We start from the raw sequence: 18,330 nt of genomic DNA, 5'->3' as shown, positions 1-18,330 counted from the left end.
ATCGACCTTAATACTGTGTGTTTAATATAATATACACATAATAAAGGAAAATAATGGCAATTACAGTAATTGACCTATAAAAATAGATATCTTATAAAATGACACGCTTTGAGAATTTACAACAATTTATAAACTCACACCTTAATGCTAAGTCGCATACTTTAAACGCGATCACGGGTGATGCGAGTTTTCGCCGTTATTACCGTTTAAATCACGATAATAAGCATTTAATAGTGATGGACTCTGATCCAAAAAAAGTGAATAACGACCCCTATATTTCACTAAATAAGGTGTTTACTGAGCAAGGTTTTTTACTTCCCACTATTATTGCAAGTGATGAGAAACAGGGCTTTTTTATTCTCAGCGATTTAGGGAGTACGCACCTAGCTGACATGCTTGATGATGCAAACCGCACCGAGCACTATCAAGTATTAATTAGTTTAAGCGCTCAATGGGCTAAAACGCCGGCAGCTTCGGCTATGCAAGCGTATAACGAAGATTTTATAAAGCTAGAGCTAGATATATTTAGCCAGTGGTTAGTGAGTGACTTTATTAATGAGCCACTAAGCGCAGAGCAAAACGTAATGTGGCAAACAAGTTCAACGCTATTAATACAGGCCATGCTTGAGCAACCCACTGTTACCGTTCATCGCGATTACCATAGCCGTAATATTATGAATAGTAACGGCCAGTGGGCAATTATAGATTATCAAGATGCGGTACGCGGACCGCTTTGCTACGATTTAGTATCGCTACTGCGCGATTGCTATTTTAAACTGCCTCAAAAAGAGTTAACAAGCTTGCTTGATTTTGCTTATCAAGAATTTACAGCTCAAAACTTAATGGTTAACACTTCATTTGATGAATTTAAATATTGGTTTGATCTAACCGGCTTACAGCGCCACTTAAAAGCGGCGGGTATATTTTGTCGATTATATTTACGCGATGGTAAAACAGGTTATTTAGATAATATTTTACCAACTCTTGATTACATTATTGAAGTAGCGGCTAATTACCCAGAGCTTAAAGCATTAAGTGAGTGGACTAAAAATACCATAGTGCCAAAAGTAACTGAAAAATTAGCAAAGGAGCGCTCATGAAAGCGATGATTTTAGCTGCAGGGCGCGGGCAGAGAATGATGCCGCTAACGCAAAATATGCCCAAGCCAATGTTAAAAGTGGCAGAAAAACCACTTATTGAGCACCATATAAATAATCTTAAAGCTGCCGGCATTACCGATATTGTAATAAACCTTGCGTGGCAAGGTGATAAAATAAAAGACTACTTTAAAGATGGCAGCCAATTTGGTGTAAACATACTTTACAGCCAAGAAGTTGAAGGTGGCCTTGAAACTGCCGGTGGTATAATTGAAGCGTTACCACTGCTAGGCGACTCGTTCATTGTTATAAATGGTGATGTATACACCGATTATGATGTAAGTGCGCTTATGCAATTGCATTTACAGTCCGGTGAGGCGCACATAGTGCTGATAGAAAACCCGCCACACAATCCAGATGGCGACTTTGCATTGAGCCATTTATCGGCCGAGAGCCAAAAATATACATTTTCAGGGATTGGCCGGTATCAGGCTGATTTTTTTAAAGGATTAACGCAAGGTATTCGCCCTTTAGGGCCTATTTTACGTGAAAAGCTAAGTGAACATTTAGTCTCTACTGAGCTCTATATAGGGCAGTGGGATGATATTGGTACACCAGAGCGTTTAAATCAATTAAACACGCGTCTTGGGGCGTAATAACTCAATTTTTAAGAAGGCAGTATTATAAATGTGGGGAAAAATTCTCGGTTTTTGTTTTGGCTTTATGTTTGGCAAAATATTTGGTGCCATTTTAGGTTTATACCTAGGTCATTTATTTGATAAAAGCTTAAAAAATAACTTTGATAAAGCGGGCGGCTTTTCTAGTTTATTTAGTGGTGACGATGTTCACGAACGCCAAGCTTTATTCTTTTCAAGCTGCTTTGCGGTAATGGGGCATATTGCCAAATCGAACGGTCGAGTCAGCGAAGTACATATAAAAGCGGCTAACTTGTTTATGGACGAAATGGGCTTAAAAGGCGAAGAGCGCCGTGAAGCACAACATGCATTTCAGTCAGGTAAAGAGAGCGACTTTTCACTTAAAGAAACAGTACACGATTTTAAAGAGCGCTTTGCTAAACGAAACGACCTAATACAGTTATTTTTAGAAATACAAATTCAGATGGCATTTTCTGATGGAGTGTTAGCCGAGCAAGAAAAGCAATTATTAGCAGAAGTAAGTAAACAGCTAGGCATTTCTAAAACACATTTTGCATTTGTATTAAAACGTTACCAAGCTGAGTTTAACTTTAGAAAGCAACAACAGCGTTTTAATCAGCAGCAACAAAATCAAGGTCAAAGTAGTAGTTATCGTGAGGGCTCTGGCCATCATGTACCGCCAAATAATAATATGGACCGTGCGCAAGCATTGGCATTATTAGGGCTAAATAGCGATGCAACGCAGCGTGATATAAAAGTAGCGTACCGTAAACTTATGTCGCAACATCACCCAGATAAATTAGTGTCGCAAGGTTTACCAAAACACATGATGGAATTGGCTGTTAAAAAGAGCCAAGATATTCAAGCTGCTTATGAGTATTTAAAAAAGTCGGCGTAAAAAGCCGTCTATTTCTTTTGTTAGGCGTGCGTGTTGATCGGGTTGATCGCGCAGGCCAAACAACTGGCGTTGGCGGTAGTCAAACTTTGCATTTCGGTTAACCCAGCGCTGACGGCTTTTAAGGCTCATTAAAATGTCTGTGCTGTCATTTGCATAGTAAATATCAAGCAAGGCGGGTGTAACAAGTGATGCTGTTTGGCTCAAGCTTTCGTTACGCTTTGTGTTAGGCAGGTAACTACTTAAACTTATAAACGCATCCAGTCTCTCATCCGGAAAATCTGCATAGTACTCCAACAACACGCCAGCACTCGTGCCTTGTGCAATAACCACTATATTACTCGAATCTTCCATAGCAGTTTGATACAGCGCATTAAAGCGAGAAATGAGATTTATTTTATAGTTATCAAGTATGTCATCGGTTACTTTTTCAATTGCATTAACGTAATGAGGCTCATCTTTTATTTTTTCAGGCTGCGGTTGCGCGTCTGTTGTGGTGTCGGGTGATGCAGGCTCCTCGGTTTTGCTAGGCGCAACTTCAGCCTCATTTGGCGTTGTTTTTGCCATTTTACTAGCTTGCCAATCAATGTCGGGCACTGTCATTGCGTAGGTGCTGTAACCTAAGTTATTAAGCTCTTTACGTAAGTAACTCATACCTGAGTTGTTTGTTGGGGTAGAGTGCCAGTCGGGTATAAGTAATACAACCCCTCTCAAGTCGCTACTCATATACTCGCTGTAAAGGCTTAAAAATTCTGTTTCGCCAGCTAATATAGGCTTTATTTCATCGCTTGGAAGTAGTCGCTCAATGTCGCTATTTTCAATACTTGAAAAAGTTGGAGGGTTAATATGTTCTGCCGCGCTGATAGGGTTAGCCAAAAGTAACGCACAGCTGAGCTGTATATAAAAAGCCCCTTTTAAAAACCGTGTAAACACCATAATAAACCTAACTAATGACTATAAATTAGGTATCGGCAACGTTAGCTAAAAGTTTAGGATCAATTAATTAGTAAATTAGAGCCGATTAAAACTCCAATTTAGCTTCAAAAGTAAGTACTTGCTCAGTTACAGGGTGCTTTAATTGCAGCATTTGTGCATGTAATTGTAAGCGAGGAGCGGCAGCAAGTGCCTCTTTGTGGGCGTAAAGTCTATCACCTAAAATAGGATGACCCAGGCTTAGCATATGTACACGTAACTGATGCGAGCGACCAGTGATAGGCGTTAGCTCCACACGGGTTGCATTGTCTTCACGCTCAAGTATTTTGAAATGCGTAAGCGAAGGTTTACCTCTGTCGTGATCAACCATTTGTTTTGGGCGATTAGGCCAATCACAAATAAGGGGTAAATCTACTGATCCTGTTTCAGCTTCAAGTTGTCCGTATACACGTGCTATGTAACGTTTAGCTGTTTCGCGCTCTTGAAACTGCATACTTAAATGTCTGTGCGCTGCTTTATTCATGGCAAGGCACAGTATGCCAGAAGTCGCCATATCTAAGCGGTGCACTATTCTTGCTGTTGGAAAAACACGATTAACACGATTAATTAAGCTGTCGGCATGTTTAGGATCTTTACCTGGGACAGTTAATAACTCACTTGGTTTATTAACTATCAGTAAGTCGTCATCCTGAAAAAGTATTGTTAAATACGGACTCATAGGGGGGTTGTAGTTAACTAACACGGCCGACCTTAGTAATTTTGAAGGGCGCTATTTTAGTGGAGCAAGTTAAAAGGCTCAAGTAAAAGTTTGGCTATATTGTTTTAACTAATAATCCAAACTTAGGCTCTCTTAAAGGGCTTTTATAGTTTGATTTCTTGCGCTGTTAATAGGCGATATTCACCGCTAGCCAAGTTTTCATCTAGAGTAATACCGGCAATCTGCTCGCGATGTAACTCAACTACTTTGTTATCTACCGCGTAAAGCATACGCTTAACTTGATGATACTTACCTTCACTTATTGATAAACGCAGGCCGTAATTAGCAAGCTTTTCGGCTATAGCTGGGCGAGTTAAATCTTTTTCGTTGTGCAGCATGACACCTGTACGCAGTTGCTCAAGTGCTTCATCGGTAATAGGTTCTTGGGTTTCGACTAGGTAGGTTTTAAATTTATTGCTTTTAGGTGACGTAATTTTATGTGACCAATCGCCATCATTAGTAATAATGACTAAGCCTGTAGTGTCTATATCAAGGCGACCTGCCACGTGAAAGTCACTCATATTTGGCTCATCAAGTAAGTCAAAAACAGTTTTATGTAGCTCGTCACTGTTAGCACATACATAGCCAACAGGTTTGTTTAGCATGTAATAACGCTTACCTAAAAATACCAAAGGTGTACCTTGGTATAGTACTTCATCTTGCTGGGCTAGCTGAAAATTATGTGATGTGATTACTTCACCATTAACGCTTACTTCTTTTCGCTTAATACTCGCGCGAGCTTGGGTACGCGGTATTTCAGCTAAGTGGCTAATAAATTTATCTAAGCGGCAAGGGAATTTCATTTTGGTTCACATTTTTAGTCGGCTACAATGGGCGCGATTATAGCCGATAGTGAAATACCATGACAGTGCACAGCACACAAATTTTAAGCCTTTACCAAGCAAAAATAAACTCGGGTGAACTATGTTTTGATGCTGCGCAGCAAAATGCAGTGGAGGCTTTAAATACATTAAGCGAGCAACTTCAAGCTCACACATCATGGTGGCAAAAAGCGCCTTTAATAAAAGGTGTATATTTATATGGACCAGTAGGGCGTGGTAAATCAATGTTGATGGATTTATTTTATAAAAACCTACCTACTGAGCAAAAGCAGCGGCTGCATTTTCATCATTTTATAGCGCAGGTGCATGCCCAACTTTCGCAGCTACAAGGTCAAAAAAATCCATTAATTTTGATTGCAAAACAGTGGGCTAAAAACATCCGCATACTGTGTTTTGACGAGTTTTTTGTGAGCGACATTGGCGATGCCATGATTATGGCGAGATTGTTCAATGCCTTGTTTGAACAAGGTGTTGTGCTGGTGGCCACATCGAACGCAAAGCCAGAGCAACTTTATTACAACGGCCTGCAACGAACGAGATTTTTACCTACCATCGATTTAATTAATAGCCATTGCCATATAATTAACGTAGCAGGGGAGGAGGATCACCGCTTTAGATATGGTAAAAACAGCCGTCACTATTTTATTAATTTATCAAATCACGATTTTGAAAATGAGTTTTTAACTTCTTATACAGAGGTAACATATAGAAATACAATTAGCGTGCATGGCCGCGATTTACCTTATTTATTAAAAGCCGATAACGCATTGATGATTGATTTTATGGCGCTATGCTCAGGCCCTCGTAGTGCTAACGATTATATGTTTTTAGCAACGCAATTTGATGTGTTATATGTATCGAACGTGCCGCAAATGGGGGTTAAAGCAACGGGTAAAGTTATTGTACACGGTATAGAAGATAGTTATCAGCGTGAAAAACAAACGCTTGATGAGCACACCTTTGACGACGAAGCACGTCGCTTTATTGCCTTAGTAGATGAGTTTTACGATTGCCATAAATTACTGGTGATAAATGCTCAAACCGACATTGAACATTTGTATAAAGGTAAAAAGTTGAGCTTTGAATATGCACGCACGCAATCGCGCATAGTCGAAATGCAAAATTGGTAACGCTTTGGTTTGATATATTGTAGATGTGCTTGCTCATGAGAGAAGCGCAGCTTCTAATTATTAAGCCATTTTAAAAACTGCGTTTTTACACGCTACAAGTTAACCCCACAGCTACACCTTGGCGGTAGGCGTTTAGCTTGCTCACGTAAAACCTATAAACTTATCCTTCTTGGCGCACTATATTCTCAAGGGCGCGAATATTGGTTATTAAATCTTGGCGTTGTGGGTTTGCTTGCAACGCTTTTCTAAGATGTTTTAACGCGCTCGAGTAGTCTTTAGAATCAATCGCTATTTGCGATAATCCAAGCCATGCAGATAGTTGATAGTCAGGCAGAGCCTGCGCGCGTACATACATTAACCTAGCTTGCGTAAGCTGATTTTTATCACGATAAATACTCGCTAAACTAAGTAGGGCATCACCTAAATTCGGGTTTATTTTAAGTGCATTATTTAAGCTTTTAAGAGCGCGCGTAGTATTACCTTGCTGCATAGCAAGTTGTGCACTGTATACAGAAAACTGCGCTTGTTCGTCATGGGGTAGCTGTTTAGTTAATCTTTTTGCACTGCCTATTAGCTCTTTAGCTAAATCCCATTTTTGCTGAGATACAAGCCAGCCTAAAGTTTGCATCGTGGTATTAATAATCTCAACTTGCTGCTGTTTAGTGGCGTGTTTTAAACCTTGCTTTAATAAGCTAACTGCACGTTTACTACTGCCTTCGCTTAAATGTAATTGCGCAGCAAGCAGCTGGTTACTGGTATCTTTAGGGTTGAGTTTTAAGGCCACTTCAATAGCAGCAAGCGCTTGCTTTTTTTGATCTAGCTGTAGTGCTATTTGCGCACGTTGCAACCAAAGTTCAGCTTTATCGGGGGTTTTATTAAGTAACTCTTTAAGTAATGCATTTGCCTGATTTAAATCACCCGATTCAATTAACGCAAATAACAACCCTTGTTGGTATTGGCTTGTTTCTGGCGCTAGCATAAGTGCTTGGCGGTACGCCGCTACAGCGCTCCAAGGTTGGTTGTGCTGTACGTGTATATAAGCAAGTTGCGCATAACTTTGTGCGTCAGCTTGGCCAAGTTCAATACTGTGAACTAAGTGTGTTTGCGCTTTGTCATACTTTGCTTGTTGCATGTATAAAAGGCTCAAACCTTGGTGTGCTTTTACTAAATCAGGTGAGGCTTTTAAACACGCTAGGTAGGCTCGTTCAGCGTTATTAAAGTCTTTTGTTGAAAGCAAAACTTGTGCACGTAATAAGTTTAAAGCAGTGCTATCTTCGCTTATATCACGGCCTTTAAATAGCGCAGCAACTTCACTGTAATTACTGGCTTGTAGGAGTGGCTGCACTTGGCGAGCAAAACCGCGCTCGGTCGGCTCAATAAGGACCTCTGTAGGGCCTAGTAATTTATTATTTATAGCCAACTGCCATGTTGGATCGCTAGGCGATAACGTTACTTTTAGTGGCGCATTAGTATCACTGGCAGCGCTTGCATGTACGTTACCTGCACTTAATAAAGGTAATGAGCACATTACAGTCGTCAACAGTGCGGAAGTTAATGGTTTTAGCGTTTTAAATATATTCATATTTTTCATTTTTATAGGCTTAAGGTTTAAATTCGATTGGCCAAATAAAGCGAGCGCGTACTGTTTCACCTTCTTTTTTAGGTGCACTAAAGCGGCTTTGTTTAATAATTTTGTCGATAGCTGGTTTAAGTTCAGGATATGGATTTTGTACTACCTCAATTAAACTTAACTTGCCACTTTCATCAATAAATACATCGAGTTTTACAGTAAATACATCAACACCTCGGCGGGTTAAGCTTTTTGGTAAAACGGCTTTAACAGGTGTAAGTAAAGTGGGGAGGCCATCGAGTTGATTTAAGCTAAACGCATCCCAATTTACACTCATTGATTGCCATTGTGGCGCGCTTACTTTTACGCTAGGTGTATCGGGTTTTACAATACTTAAATTGCTGTTTATCTTAATTTTAACGGCTTGAATAGACGCGCCAGCCCCTTCTACCGTTAAGCTTTGCATTGGCTCACTTGTTTGCTGTTGCGATATTGATGGCGCAGGAGGAGGTGGCAGTGCCACCATGGCAATCTCACGTACAAGCACTTTGTCTTGCATATGGTGTTCGGCAAGTTGCCCAAGCCATAAAAGTAGTAATGCAGCACTAAGCACAATGAGGCTAAGGCCAAATGCAAAAAGTGGATGGCGATTGTTTTTTGTTTTTTGAAGCGAGTCAATCGTGTGCATATTATTGCTTGGTCGCTAAGTTAACTTGCGCCGCGCCTGCCAGCTTTGCTTCGTCAATTACTTGAACAAGTAATTCTGTAGGTACTGTTTTATCAGCTTGAATAACCACAGGGCGTTGTTGCTGTTTTAGCATTTGCTCGACACTACTACGCACGCCAGCAACACCAATTTGGCTACCATCAAAAAATACTTGTTGAGAGTCGGTTATAGCTAAAAATATAACTTGTTGCTCAAGACGGCTGGCCGATACGGCTTGTGGTTTATCAACTTCAACGCCGCTTTCGCGTACAAATACAGTTGTAACAATAAAAAATATTAGCAATATAAATACCACATCAAGTAGTGGCGACATATCGATATGTTGCCCCGCTTCTTGCTCTAGCTTGTGCTTTAAACGTGATTGCATAGTGTTACCCTAACTGTTTACTTAACGTATGTAATTTAGGGTTACGCTGCGAATACGCTAAGTAAGCTTGCATTAACCACGCGGGAATAGCGCACACAAGGCCCAATTGAGTTGTTAGTAATGCATCACCAATGGCATCACTCATTAACTCGTTATGGCCCAGCGCCATTACTTTAAATGTATCAAGCAAACCAACAATGGTACCTAATAAACCAAGTAGCGGAAGAGCAGCCGTTAAAATAGAGCTAACCTCTTGCCAGTAGCCTTTGCGCTGCGCTTGGTATTGTTTAAGGTGTAGTAAGTCATGAAAAATTAACTGGTATACAAATAAAGCGAGTAAAAGAATACACCAGCAAATAGGGTTACTAACGATTTTTTCAAACATTGGTTTCTCCTTTTTCTAGTTGACTTAGCTGTAATGCAAAGCCTTCGAGTTGGCTGTAGTACGCTTTTGCTTTACGCGATAGCAGTGCATTTAATACCAGAGCTGGTATGGCAACGACTAAACCTAATTCAGTTGTTATAAGTGCTTGTGCGATACCGCCCGATACAACTTCTGGGTCACCTGAGCCAAACAATGTCATCATTTTAAATGTTTCGATCATGCCGCTAACAGTACCTAACAAGCCAAGTAGTGGAGCTACTGCAGCTGTAACGGCAATAGCGCCAATAAAGTTATCGAGTTTATGCTTATCGTGAATTAACTGATTAAATAATTGATCGTCTCGTACTTGGCCTTTTTCGCTTTGCAGCGTTAAGTTAAATAACTGCTGCTGCATGCCTGCAAATTCACTGCTATTTTCAGCTTTAAAAAATTGCTGTAATTGCATTTGAGAGTGCATTTTAATTTTACTTAAACGCAGTAGTTGCGCGGCTTTTAATAGCGCAATGGTTAGTGCAAAGCAGGCAAATAAAATAATAGGGATAGCCCATAAACCGCCTTTTTCTAAGTGTTCAAGCGGACTTTCTTGTTGGGCTTGGCTAGTTACTAAGTGCGTTAAACTAGGATCAAAAGTAAGTAATGTTGAGCCTACACCGTTTTGCTTTAAAGTATTATCGAGTGGGTTATCGTCACTTGCTGATTGTACTAACGCTACCTTTAATGCATTAGATTCATCATCCAAATTTAATAAACCCATAAGTTTAGGTGTTTGCGTACTAAACCATGCAACAGGCCCTACTTGTAGGGTATTAGCTTGGCTTAATTCGCCATTACTTAGCACAACCGATTGTTTTTTAAACTGTGGATAAAGTGCCTGCTCTTGATTATTAATTTGCGATATAACGCGGCTTAATAACTCGTTTTGGTTATTAGTCGACTCGTTACTGCTAGCACTATTGCTGGTATTTTGGCGCACAAAACGGCTAAGTAAGTTTAATTGATATTGCTGTTGCTGTTGCCAAGTATCTAATCGGGTTTGTAACTGATCGAGACTTAATGTGTTTTCGTCAGCTAGGCGGCGATTAACGGCTGCTTGTTCGCGCAATTTACTGAGCGATTGCTGCTTGGTAAAAATTTGCTTTGCAAGGGTAGCTTGCTCTTTTGAAATACTATTTTGAGTTTTATTTAGAGTACGTTGCGCTGTTTTAATATCACTTAAAATACTTTGTTTAGCATCATCACTGCTGGCTGCAAAAGAAACATTTGCGCTAAAAAGTAAAACCGTGGCGCTAAATACTGCAATTATGCTGTTAGTAGCCATTATTTAGCCCCTTGCTGGTTTTTATTTACATAACTTAATATTGGGAGTGTTACCCAATCAGCAGCGCGCTTTTTTTGCTGTACAGCAATACCCAGTGCAACTTGCTCAGCATTAATGCTTGGGTCAAATTCCCACTGCCAACCTAAGTCACTTGGAAAACCAATACCTACGTAACTTAAATCTTCGCTTACAAACCATGCTTGTGCTGCACCTAAATAAAGCTGCTTTACCCACACTTCTTGCCCATCAGGATGCTTAATAGCCATTTCGTGAATAGAAATACGTTGTTGAAAATCACTAAGTAACGTCAGCATTTTTAGGGCTGTTTGCAATTTGTCAGTTGTACTGAGTTTTGAATCGCTTAAATCACCGGTGTTTTTCCAACTACTTAAAAGTGGCGGGGGGAGTTGCACTTGTAATGAAAGTAATTGCTGAGAAATACGCGCTAGTTGATCATTTAATTGCTGTTGATCATTTTCAAGTTCTGATTGCTGAGTAACAAGCTGTTCGCGTTTTTGGGCAAGCTCACTGGTGCTTTTTTTTCTACGCTGATTAAGCTCGCTAAGTTGCTGCTGCTCAGCATTTAGAAGCGTTAAGGTTTGCTCCATGCTGCTTTTTTGTTCAAGCCAATGAGTATTTAATTCTGTGTTTTGATTTTCTATTTGTAGCCATTTATTAACGAGTTGTTCTAGCTCACTAACAGTGTCGGCTTTTACTGCCATAGTGCTACAAAGCGCGATAACTACGCTAATTGGTTTAATTAAGCTTCGCATTACTTAACAACAATCCTGAAAGTTACGACAAGCAATTACAAGGACGTAATTACTGTTAATTTTTGAGTGTGTATACAATATAGGAATTTACATAACAATGCAATTGATAGCAGTTATCGTTTACATTGCGTTGTTTGGGTGGTAGGATTTCGCCGAAATTAAATATGTACCTTAAATTAACAATAGTTAAGTGCTTAATAAAAACTACGGAGTAACCATGAGTAAGCCATCGAATAAAGGAAATGCCTACATAAAGCCAATTGCAGCGGTTGTTACGGCAACGCTTTCAACTTGGGCAAGTGCACAGGATGTTCAAGAACTATCGGTAACTAAAGCAGAAACTAAAACAGAGTCTAGCTATGTTGTTGAAAAATCAACGTCGCATAAATACACTCAACCGTTACTCGATACAGCTAAAACTGTAACGGTAATTAACCAAGCGGTAATGAAAGATAGAAACGTAGATAGCTTACGTGATGCTTTACGCAATGTGTCTGGTATTTCTTTAGCTGCAGGTGAGGGTGGCTCACCTACTGGCGATAGCATGTCGATTCGTGGTTTTAGTGCAACAAATGATATTTTTGTTGATGGTATTCGTGATGTTGCAGGTTACACACGTGATATTTACAACATTGAAGCCGTTGAAGTTGCAAAAGGCCCAGGCTCAGCAGTTTCTGGTCGTGGCGCAACAGGTGGTAGTGTTAATTTAGAAAGTAAAAAGGCGAAGTTAGACAGCTTTAACGACGTTTCGCTACGTTTAGGCACAGAAAACGATTACCGTGGTCGTTTTGATACTAACATTCAAGTAAACGACACAAGCGCACTACGTATAAACCTTCTTACTGATAAAGGTGATGTTGCAGGTCGTGACCATATTGAAAACGAAACAAATGCTGTTGCGTTTGCATTTGCAACAGGGCTTGGTACAAACAGCCGTTTTGATTTAAACCTAGAGTATCAACGCCAAGACAATTTACCAGATTACGGCATTCCGTGGGTTTACAGTGATACGCCAGTAGCTGAACTTGCAGATAGCGCGCGCTCACCTTCTCCTGTCGATTTTGATAATTTTTACGGTAATATTTATCGTGATTACGAAGATATTGAAGCCTACTCAACAACAGCTCGTTATGAGTATGATTTTTCTCAAAATACTACGTTACGTGTTCAAGGTCGTTTAGGTAAAGTAAAACGTGAATCAGTAACAACTGCACCGCGTTACTTCTCTGTTACAACAGACACTGACATTACCTTTGCAGATGAAAAAACACGTGATACAGAAAATTCACTTGCTGCACTTCAAGTTGATTTAATTGGTAACTATGAATTTGCTGGCTTTACTCACGATGTTGTAGTGGGTGTTGAGCTTGCAAATGAAACGTTTACACGCCATAACTTTGTTGCAACTACGCCTGATAACCTAATTGAAGACGAAATACGCAATGACTTATACAACCCTGATGCAACAATTGCATTTACCGGTGTATATGGTCGTGACGGTAGAAGTATTGAAGCTAAAGCTAAAAACCAAGCTATTTATGCATTTGATACAGTAACACTTAATAAACAATGGGAAGTAACGGGCGGCATTCGTTTTGATAGCTTCACTACGGATTATCACAACGATTATAATGACCCAAGCGCTTTAATTTCTACAAGTGATGACTTATTTAGTTGGAATGCGGCTGTAGTTTATAAACCAGCCGATAACGGCAGTATATATTTAGGCGCGGGTAATTCATTTAACCCATCTGCTGAAGGGCTAACGGTATCTACACGTTCAAATGCAGCTGATTTAGATGCAGAAGAAAGCCGCAGCTACGAGCTAGGAACTAAGTGGAGCTTAATGGATGGGCGCCTGCAAACTAATGCGGCACTATTTCGCACTGAAAAAACCAATGCCCGTACTGATGACCCTTTTGCAGATAGCTCAAGAGACGAAATACTCGGTGGTGAACAGCGCGTACAAGGTTTAGAGCTTTCAGCGACAGGCTTAATTACTAAAGAGTGGACTGTAATTGCTTCATACACTTACCAAGATAGCGAAGTAACTAAAGCATTAGGCGACGACGCAACTCAAATTGGTAACGAACTTGCACGTACGCCTAAAAATAGCGCAAGTGTTTGGACTACATACGATATGTCGGATAAGTTATCGTTTGGTTTAGGTGCGCAATATGTAGGTGAGCGTTACAACGGTACTACTGCAACACGCTCTCGAGCGCCAGGTTATACTATTTTTGACCTGATGGTTGCGTATGACATATCAAAAGATTTGAGCCTGCAGTTTAATGGTGAAAACTTAGGTGATAAAGATTACGTTGATCAGCTAGGTGGCGGGCACTTTGTACCAGGTGATGGTCGTAAGTTTAGCTTAACAGCGAGCTACTCTTTCTAAGAGTAAAATAAGTACGGCATAAAAGGGCAGAGTTAACTCTGCCCTTAATTATTTGATAAAAATGTGAGAGGGCGCACATGCTAGTTAAAATTCCAGAGCTATTAACGAAAGAAGAAGTGGCTTATTGTCATGAGGTTTTGCTTAAAGCGCAGTGGGCTGATGGCAGTATTACCGCAGGACATCAATCAACCAAAGCAAAAAATAACTTACAGCTACCTGAAAATAGCCCTGAATGCCAAGAGCTTGGCGACATTATTATGGCAGCACTTGCGCGCAGTAATTTGTTTATGTCGGCAGCACTTCCCGCAAAAATTTTTCCTCCGTTATTTAACTGTTATCAAGGCGGGCAATCGTTTGGTGTGCATGTAGATAATGCAATCAGGCAAGTGCCGGGTACGCCTGTAAAAATTCGTACAGATGTATCAATGACGTTATTTATTAATGACCCTGAAGACTATGAGGGCGGTGAACTTGTTATTGAAGACACTTATGGCTCACATAGCGTAAAGCTGCCAGCAGGCAGTATGGTGCTGTACCCTTCAACGAGCTTACATCGTGTAATGCCTGTAACGAGTGGGCGTAGATTAGCCTCATTTTTTTGGTTACAAAGCATGGTAAACAGCGACGAAAAACGTGGTTTGTTGTTTGATTTAGATATGTCGATTCAAAGTTTGCGCAGCAAAGTAGAAGACAGCCCTGAGATTATTCAGTTAACGGGTGTTTATCATAATTTGTTAAGACAGTGGGCACAGACATAATAAAGATGCCCATCATTATGTATAAGTAATTAAAAGCTGCGCTTTTCGCGAGAGCAAGCTCTTCGCCTACAGGTAAAGTCTAGCACTGTGGTTTAATTCTCTTGTAGACGCGCTGCTTGCAGGCGTTCAAAAACGCAGTTTTTGGGATAGATATTTAAGTAATTAAAAGCTGCGCTTTTCGCGTGAGCAAGCTCATCGCCTACAACACAGCTATAAAATTGAACTCGGTATTTAAAGTACTCTGTAGGCGCGGTTTTATACCGCGCACTTACTTTAAGTTTGAAGCTTGCTTTACTTAACCCTTATAACCATTAGGGTTATTTGACTGCCAACGCCATGTATCTTGCATCATTTCATCGATACCGCGTACTGCTTCCCAGCCAAGTTCATTAAGTGCTTTTTCTGGTGCGGCATAACACGCTGCAATATCACCAGGGCGACGAGGTGAAACCTGGTAGGGTACAGCCTGATCGCTTGCTTTAATAAATGCATTAACCATTTGCAGTACAGAATACCCGTTACCAGTACCTAGGTTATAAACTAATGCACCCGTGCTGCTGGCAATTTTATCAAGTGCTTTTAAATGACCCATTGCTAAATCGACTACATGTATATAGTCGCGTACACCTGTGCCATCAATGGTATCGTAATCATCACCAAACACAGCAAGTTGCTTTAATTTACCGACCGCTACTTGTGCGATAAACGGTAAAAGGTTGTTCGGGATACCGTTAGGATCTTCACCAATTAAGCCCGACTCATGTGCACCTACTGGATTAAAGTAACGCAAAATAGCAAACGCAAAGCGCTCATCTGATTTAGCGATATCTTGTAGCATCATTTCAACCATTAGTTTAGATGTGCCGTACGGGTTAGTAGTACCGCCTACAGGGAAGTCTTCTTTAATCGGTAAGCTTGCAGGGTCGCCGTATACCGTGGCTGACGAGCTAAATACTAACTTGAATACACCCGCGTCGCGCATTGCATCAACAAGCGTAAGTGTACCTTGTACATTGTTTTGATAGTACTCAACGGGCTTTGCAACCGACTCACCCACTGATTTTAAACCCGCAAAATGTATAACACTATCAACCGTGTGTTTTGCAAATACTGAATCTAAAAAGGGTTTATCGAGAATATCGCCTTGGTAAAAAGTAGCTTCTTTACCTGTGATTTTTTTTACGCGTGCAAGAGATTCTTGTGATGAGTTACTTAAATTATCAATAACAACAACATCGTTACCTTGCTGTAAAAGTTCTAAAACAGTGTGCGAGCCAATATAGCCAGCGCCACCGGTTACTAAAATAGTCATGAAAGCTCCGTGGGTACCTTTTATCAATTGAGTTAATTTCACCATAAATAGAGGTGATTTACATGCTTTATCTGTAATTTCTATAGTTTAAATAACATCTTTTTTTAATAACGGTAAATCAAGCACTTTTGATTATATTTTACTCAGTACAAGTAACACTTTATACTTAAGATTAAGTTATAGTTAATAAACAAGTGCTAAAATGAGTCTAGTAATAGCTAATGCTAGGTTTACTCCAGTCTACACTTTTGTGATTGGTTTACCTCTTTGGAGAAAGATATGAATTTAGTTAAAAAAATAGCAGCAACAATGTGTATTGCATTGCCTGCACTTGCCCATGCGGGTGAGTCTGTTGTTAAATGGCATGACTTTAATGATTATCGTGATGTGCGAGCGTCAAACCAAACTAAGAGCTCATATCATAAAAATATTGCGACAAGTTTTGAAAAACATATGGCTAAATTAGCTGAGCAATTGCCAAAAGATTATAAATTAAATGTAGAGTTTACTGATTTAGATTTAGCAGGTGATGTGCGTTATGGCGGTATGGACGAAATTCGTGTAGTAAAACCGATTTACTTTCCACGCATTAAGTTAAATTATTCGTTAACCGATAACGACGGTACAGTATTAAGTAAAGGTAGTGACGTAGAGCTTAAAGACATGGGCTTTATGGATAAAATAAAAATGGGTCGCGACGAATCATTTTATTACGAAAAACGCTTACTAACAGAATGGTTTGGTGAGCAAATATTACCAAGTTTAGATTAACTCAAAATAATAATGCCGCTAAATAGCGGCATTTTCGTTTTTAAGCTTTACTTAAAGGTAGCTAACAACGTGAGTATTTGCTGTAATTTAATAACGGTTGTTTTAAGTTTTTCTTCATCAAAACCATCGTTAGATAAGCTTTCAACATCAGCGGCTACATCAAGAACATAAGGCTTAAAACGTTTAGCTTCAAAGCTAAAACCGGCATCTTGTGCAAATAAGGCTTTAAATTTGCCATGGCCTTGTTGTTGTAATTCGTCTAATTTTTTATCGGCGTCAAGTGCCTGACGATAAACAATTTTTAAGTTAGTGTTGAGTTGTTCAATTATAGAATCCATGGTTTTCCTAAAGCTTTGTGCTGCATGGCCGACATAATACGTGGATTACATTTAAAAGTCAGGTTGATTAAGGCTTATAATTATGAATATATCAGGTGGAAATTTACCAGCTATGTCTGGTTCAGGCCAAGGCAGTGAGCTTTACACTGCTGCTTTGTCTAAAAAACAGCAATTAGCTGATGGCGCTGCAGCGCTTGCACTTATTGAAGGTGCAGCGCAATCGTCAAGTGCGCAAACGCCGGCTAAATCGGCGACTGCATCACTGGGTAATAACGTAAATATATATGTTTAAATTAACTTAAGATCGATAGGTGTTTTACTTTTTTGACCACCGATCTCTCTTACTAATTTAGGCACTAAAAATCCGGGCAGGGCTTTTAATAGCTCTGCCATTATTTTTATTGCTTGCGCTTCATTAATATCAAAGTGGCTCGCCCCTTCTACCTTATCAAGCAAATACAAATAATACGGCAATACGTCGGCATCAAATAACGCTTCGCTTAAATTTATTTGCGCATCAACAGTATCGTTCACATCTTTTAAAATTACAGCTTGGTTTAATAGCGTTACGTTTGCTTGCTTTAGCTTTTGCATGGCGGCTTTAAAGTCAGCGTCTATTTCGTTGGCGTGGTTAATGTGATTAATAAAAATAATTTTTAACGGCGATTTTGCTAATCGTTCACATAACTCATCGGTCACTCGCGCAGGTATAACTACCGGCAAACGGCTATGTATTCGCATTCGTTTAATTTGTGGTAATTGCTCAAGCTCATCTAAAAACCAGCTTATTGCATCGTCTTTGGCCATTAGCGGATCGCCACCACTTAAAATCACTTCGTTTATATTGGCATCTGATTTTATATAGCTCAGTGTTTCAAGTAGGCTTTTTTTATTGAGTTGGTTTTCTTGATACGGAAAATGCCTTCTAAAGCAATAACGACAATTTACCGCACAGCCGGTTTTAAACATCACTAAAACACGCGATTTATACTTGTGTAACAGGCCTGGTTGGTCGTTATCTTGCTCGAGTAGGGGATCTTTATTAAAACCTGATTTAGTTAAAAATTCTTGATGGCGTGGCATAACTTGTAGCAGTAACGGATCGTTTGCGTCACCTTTACGAATTTTTTTTATAAAAGGGATAGGCACCCGTACCGGAAATAAACTGCGGGCTTTTAGGTCGTTTTCATGGACTTGGCTCGATAAACCGACCATTTTAAGCAAGGTTTTTGGGCAGGTAACTACATTTGCTAATTCTTTTTGCCAGTTTTTATGCAAATTTGCTTCATTTCTTTGTATCATT

The 18,330-nt window shown here is 39.8% G+C and carries 20 protein-coding genes; 8 read left to right on the top strand and 12 right to left on the bottom strand.

All coding sequences use genetic code 11. The features are described 5' to 3' along the window. The first annotated feature begins 98 nt into the window (after positions 1–98). Genes GQR55_RS03215 through djlA form a run of 3 tightly spaced genes read left to right on the top strand, consistent with a single transcriptional unit; the run spans position 99 to position 2,651 of the window. Entirely contained in the window at positions 99–1,100 is a 1,002-nt protein-coding gene (locus GQR55_RS03215) for a phosphotransferase (protein ID WP_166419411.1), read from the top strand. After that, positions 1,097–1,753: an N-acetylmuramate alpha-1-phosphate uridylyltransferase MurU gene (gene murU / locus GQR55_RS03210; RefSeq protein WP_166419410.1), complete on the top strand. Its 657-nt coding sequence runs from the start codon at positions 1,097–1,099 to the stop codon at positions 1,751–1,753. The genes GQR55_RS03215 and murU overlap by 4 nt, the downstream gene beginning before the upstream one ends. 31 nt (positions 1,754–1,784) lie before the next feature. Next, positions 1,785–2,651: a co-chaperone DjlA gene (djlA, locus tag GQR55_RS03205; protein WP_166419409.1), complete on the top strand. Its 867-nt coding sequence runs from the start codon at positions 1,785–1,787 to the stop codon at positions 2,649–2,651. Here djlA and GQR55_RS03200 read toward each other — a convergent pair. From GQR55_RS03200 to rsuA, 3 genes are all read right to left on the bottom strand, one after another. Beyond that, the gene (locus tag GQR55_RS03200; protein ID WP_166419408.1) at positions 2,634–3,584 is read right to left on the bottom strand and encodes a DUF3530 family protein; all 951 of its coding nucleotides are present in this window, start codon (positions 3,582–3,584) and stop codon (positions 2,634–2,636) included. The two genes, djlA and GQR55_RS03200, sit on opposite strands and share 18 nt — an antisense overlap. An 85-nt stretch (positions 3,585–3,669) precedes the next feature. After that, positions 3,670–4,323 (bottom strand): bifunctional tRNA pseudouridine(32) synthase/23S rRNA pseudouridine(746) synthase RluA, encoded by a 654-nt coding sequence (rluA, locus tag GQR55_RS03195; protein WP_166419407.1) that lies wholly within the window; start codon positions 4,321–4,323, stop codon positions 3,670–3,672. A gap of 119 nt (positions 4,324–4,442) precedes the next feature. Continuing rightward, positions 4,443–5,141: a 16S rRNA pseudouridine(516) synthase RsuA gene (gene rsuA, locus GQR55_RS03190; RefSeq protein ID WP_166419406.1), complete on the bottom strand. Its 699-nt coding sequence runs from the start codon at positions 5,139–5,141 to the stop codon at positions 4,443–4,445. 59 nt (positions 5,142–5,200) lie between these two features. On the opposite strand from rsuA, the gene zapE reads away from it, so the two are divergent. After that, complete coding sequence (gene zapE / locus GQR55_RS03185; RefSeq protein ID WP_166419405.1) at positions 5,201–6,310, top strand: cell division protein ZapE; 1,110 nt, start codon at positions 5,201–5,203, stop codon at positions 6,308–6,310. Between the two features lie 160 nt (positions 6,311–6,470). On the opposite strand, the gene GQR55_RS03180 is transcribed toward zapE, so the two are convergent. The 6 genes from GQR55_RS03180 to GQR55_RS03155 are packed head-to-tail and all read right to left on the bottom strand — an operon-like array spanning position 6,471 to position 11,450. Continuing rightward, positions 6,471–7,892, bottom strand: a complete 1,422-nt coding sequence (locus tag GQR55_RS03180) for a tetratricopeptide repeat protein (protein WP_166419404.1) — start codon at positions 7,890–7,892, stop codon at positions 6,471–6,473. 19 nt (positions 7,893–7,911) lie between these two features. Then, positions 7,912–8,568, bottom strand: a complete 657-nt coding sequence (locus tag GQR55_RS03175) for an energy transducer TonB (RefSeq protein WP_166419403.1) — start codon at positions 8,566–8,568, stop codon at positions 7,912–7,914. Position 8,569: 1 nt separating this feature from the next. Further along, positions 8,570–8,974: a biopolymer transporter ExbD gene (locus GQR55_RS03170; RefSeq protein WP_010555259.1), complete on the bottom strand. Its 405-nt coding sequence runs from the start codon at positions 8,972–8,974 to the stop codon at positions 8,570–8,572. A 4-nt stretch (positions 8,975–8,978) separates the two neighbouring features. Beyond that, positions 8,979–9,359 (bottom strand): MotA/TolQ/ExbB proton channel family protein, encoded by a 381-nt coding sequence (locus GQR55_RS03165; protein ID WP_002960812.1) that lies wholly within the window; start codon positions 9,357–9,359, stop codon positions 8,979–8,981. After that, positions 9,352–10,677: a MotA/TolQ/ExbB proton channel family protein gene (locus GQR55_RS03160; protein ID WP_166419402.1), complete on the bottom strand. Its 1,326-nt coding sequence runs from the start codon at positions 10,675–10,677 to the stop codon at positions 9,352–9,354. Before GQR55_RS03160 ends, GQR55_RS03165 begins: the two co-directional genes overlap by 8 nt. Further along, a complete protein-coding gene (locus GQR55_RS03155; RefSeq protein WP_166419401.1) occupies positions 10,677–11,450 on the bottom strand; it encodes a DUF3450 family protein in 774 nt (257 codons plus the stop codon). Before GQR55_RS03155 ends, GQR55_RS03160 begins: the two co-directional genes overlap by 1 nt. A gap of 217 nt (positions 11,451–11,667) precedes the next feature. On the opposite strand from GQR55_RS03155, the gene GQR55_RS03150 reads away from it, so the two are divergent. Both GQR55_RS03150 and GQR55_RS03145 read left to right on the top strand, forming a co-directional pair. Further along, positions 11,668–13,848, top strand: coding sequence for a TonB-dependent siderophore receptor (locus GQR55_RS03150; protein ID WP_166419400.1), 2,181 nt, complete (start codon positions 11,668–11,670; stop codon positions 13,846–13,848). A gap of 77 nt (positions 13,849–13,925) precedes the next feature. Next, positions 13,926–14,606 (top strand): Fe2+-dependent dioxygenase, encoded by a 681-nt coding sequence (locus GQR55_RS03145; protein ID WP_007585050.1) that lies wholly within the window; start codon positions 13,926–13,928, stop codon positions 14,604–14,606. A 295-nt stretch (positions 14,607–14,901) separates the two neighbouring features. Here GQR55_RS03145 and galE read toward each other — a convergent pair whose 3' ends face one another. Continuing rightward, positions 14,902–15,918, bottom strand: a complete 1,017-nt coding sequence (gene galE, locus GQR55_RS03140) for a UDP-glucose 4-epimerase GalE (protein WP_166419399.1) — start codon at positions 15,916–15,918, stop codon at positions 14,902–14,904. A 279-nt stretch (positions 15,919–16,197) separates the two neighbouring features. Between galE and GQR55_RS03135 the strand changes: the two genes are divergently transcribed. Next, the gene (locus GQR55_RS03135) at positions 16,198–16,689 is read left to right on the top strand and encodes a DUF3016 domain-containing protein (RefSeq protein ID WP_166419398.1); all 492 of its coding nucleotides are present in this window, start codon (positions 16,198–16,200) and stop codon (positions 16,687–16,689) included. Positions 16,690–16,736: 47 nt separating this feature from the next. Here GQR55_RS03135 and GQR55_RS03130 read toward each other — a convergent pair whose 3' ends face one another. Continuing rightward, entirely contained in the window at positions 16,737–17,027 is a 291-nt protein-coding gene (locus tag GQR55_RS03130) for a hypothetical protein (RefSeq protein WP_002960798.1), read from the bottom strand. Positions 17,028–17,109: 82 nt separating this feature from the next. Here GQR55_RS03130 and GQR55_RS03125 point away from each other — a divergent pair, with 82 nt between their 5' ends. Next, positions 17,110–17,319, top strand: coding sequence for a hypothetical protein (locus GQR55_RS03125; RefSeq protein ID WP_024600329.1), 210 nt, complete (start codon positions 17,110–17,112; stop codon positions 17,317–17,319). Here the strand turns inward: GQR55_RS03125 and epmB are convergent. Next, positions 17,316–18,329 (bottom strand): EF-P beta-lysylation protein EpmB, encoded by a 1,014-nt coding sequence (gene epmB, locus GQR55_RS03120; protein WP_166419421.1) that lies wholly within the window; start codon positions 18,327–18,329, stop codon positions 17,316–17,318. The genes GQR55_RS03125 and epmB overlap by 4 nt on opposite strands. Between the last annotated feature and the right edge of the window lies 1 nt (position 18,330).

Source organism: Pseudoalteromonas sp. Z1A8, from assembly GCF_011378855.1.
Taxonomy (GTDB): Bacteria; Pseudomonadota; Gammaproteobacteria; order Enterobacterales; family Alteromonadaceae; genus Pseudoalteromonas.
The sequence above is the reverse complement of the archived record's forward strand: the minus strand, read 5'-3'. Positions and strand labels throughout refer to the sequence as shown.

Excerpts from the sequence above, each read along its gene's own strand:
- GQR55_RS03175 (WP_166419403.1), bottom strand. The coding sequence starts at position 8,568 with ATGCACACGATTGACTCGCTTCAAAAAACAAAAAACAATCGCCATCCA.
- zapE (WP_166419405.1), top strand. The coding sequence starts at position 5,201 with ATGACAGTGCACAGCACACAAATTTTAAGCCTTTACCAAGCAAAAATA.
- epmB (WP_166419421.1), bottom strand. The coding sequence starts at position 18,329 with ATGATACAAAGAAATGAAGCAAATTTGCATAAAAACTGGCAAAAAGAA.
- GQR55_RS03200 (WP_166419408.1), bottom strand. The coding sequence starts at position 3,584 with ATGGTGTTTACACGGTTTTTAAAAGGGGCTTTTTATATACAGCTCAGC.
- GQR55_RS03150 (WP_166419400.1), top strand. The coding sequence starts at position 11,668 with ATGAGTAAGCCATCGAATAAAGGAAATGCCTACATAAAGCCAATTGCA.
- GQR55_RS03155 (WP_166419401.1), bottom strand. The coding sequence starts at position 11,450 with ATGCGAAGCTTAATTAAACCAATTAGCGTAGTTATCGCGCTTTGTAGC.
- murU (WP_166419410.1), top strand. The coding sequence starts at position 1,097 with ATGAAAGCGATGATTTTAGCTGCAGGGCGCGGGCAGAGAATGATGCCG.
- GQR55_RS03165 (WP_002960812.1), bottom strand. The coding sequence starts at position 9,359 with ATGTTTGAAAAAATCGTTAGTAACCCTATTTGCTGGTGTATTCTTTTA.
- GQR55_RS03215 (WP_166419411.1), top strand. The coding sequence starts at position 99 with ATGACACGCTTTGAGAATTTACAACAATTTATAAACTCACACCTTAAT.
- GQR55_RS03170 (WP_010555259.1), bottom strand. The coding sequence starts at position 8,974 with ATGCAATCACGTTTAAAGCACAAGCTAGAGCAAGAAGCGGGGCAACAT.
- GQR55_RS03125 (WP_024600329.1), top strand. The coding sequence starts at position 17,110 with ATGAATATATCAGGTGGAAATTTACCAGCTATGTCTGGTTCAGGCCAA.
- GQR55_RS03180 (WP_166419404.1), bottom strand. The coding sequence starts at position 7,892 with ATGAATATATTTAAAACGCTAAAACCATTAACTTCCGCACTGTTGACG.
- djlA (WP_166419409.1), top strand. The coding sequence starts at position 1,785 with ATGTGGGGAAAAATTCTCGGTTTTTGTTTTGGCTTTATGTTTGGCAAA.
- GQR55_RS03145 (WP_007585050.1), top strand. The coding sequence starts at position 13,926 with ATGCTAGTTAAAATTCCAGAGCTATTAACGAAAGAAGAAGTGGCTTAT.
- GQR55_RS03130 (WP_002960798.1), bottom strand. The coding sequence starts at position 17,027 with ATGGATTCTATAATTGAACAACTCAACACTAACTTAAAAATTGTTTAT.
- rsuA (WP_166419406.1), bottom strand. The coding sequence starts at position 5,141 with ATGAAATTCCCTTGCCGCTTAGATAAATTTATTAGCCACTTAGCTGAA.
- galE (WP_166419399.1), bottom strand. The coding sequence starts at position 15,918 with ATGACTATTTTAGTAACCGGTGGCGCTGGCTATATTGGCTCGCACACT.
- GQR55_RS03160 (WP_166419402.1), bottom strand. The coding sequence starts at position 10,677 with ATGGCTACTAACAGCATAATTGCAGTATTTAGCGCCACGGTTTTACTT.
- GQR55_RS03135 (WP_166419398.1), top strand. The coding sequence starts at position 16,198 with ATGAATTTAGTTAAAAAAATAGCAGCAACAATGTGTATTGCATTGCCT.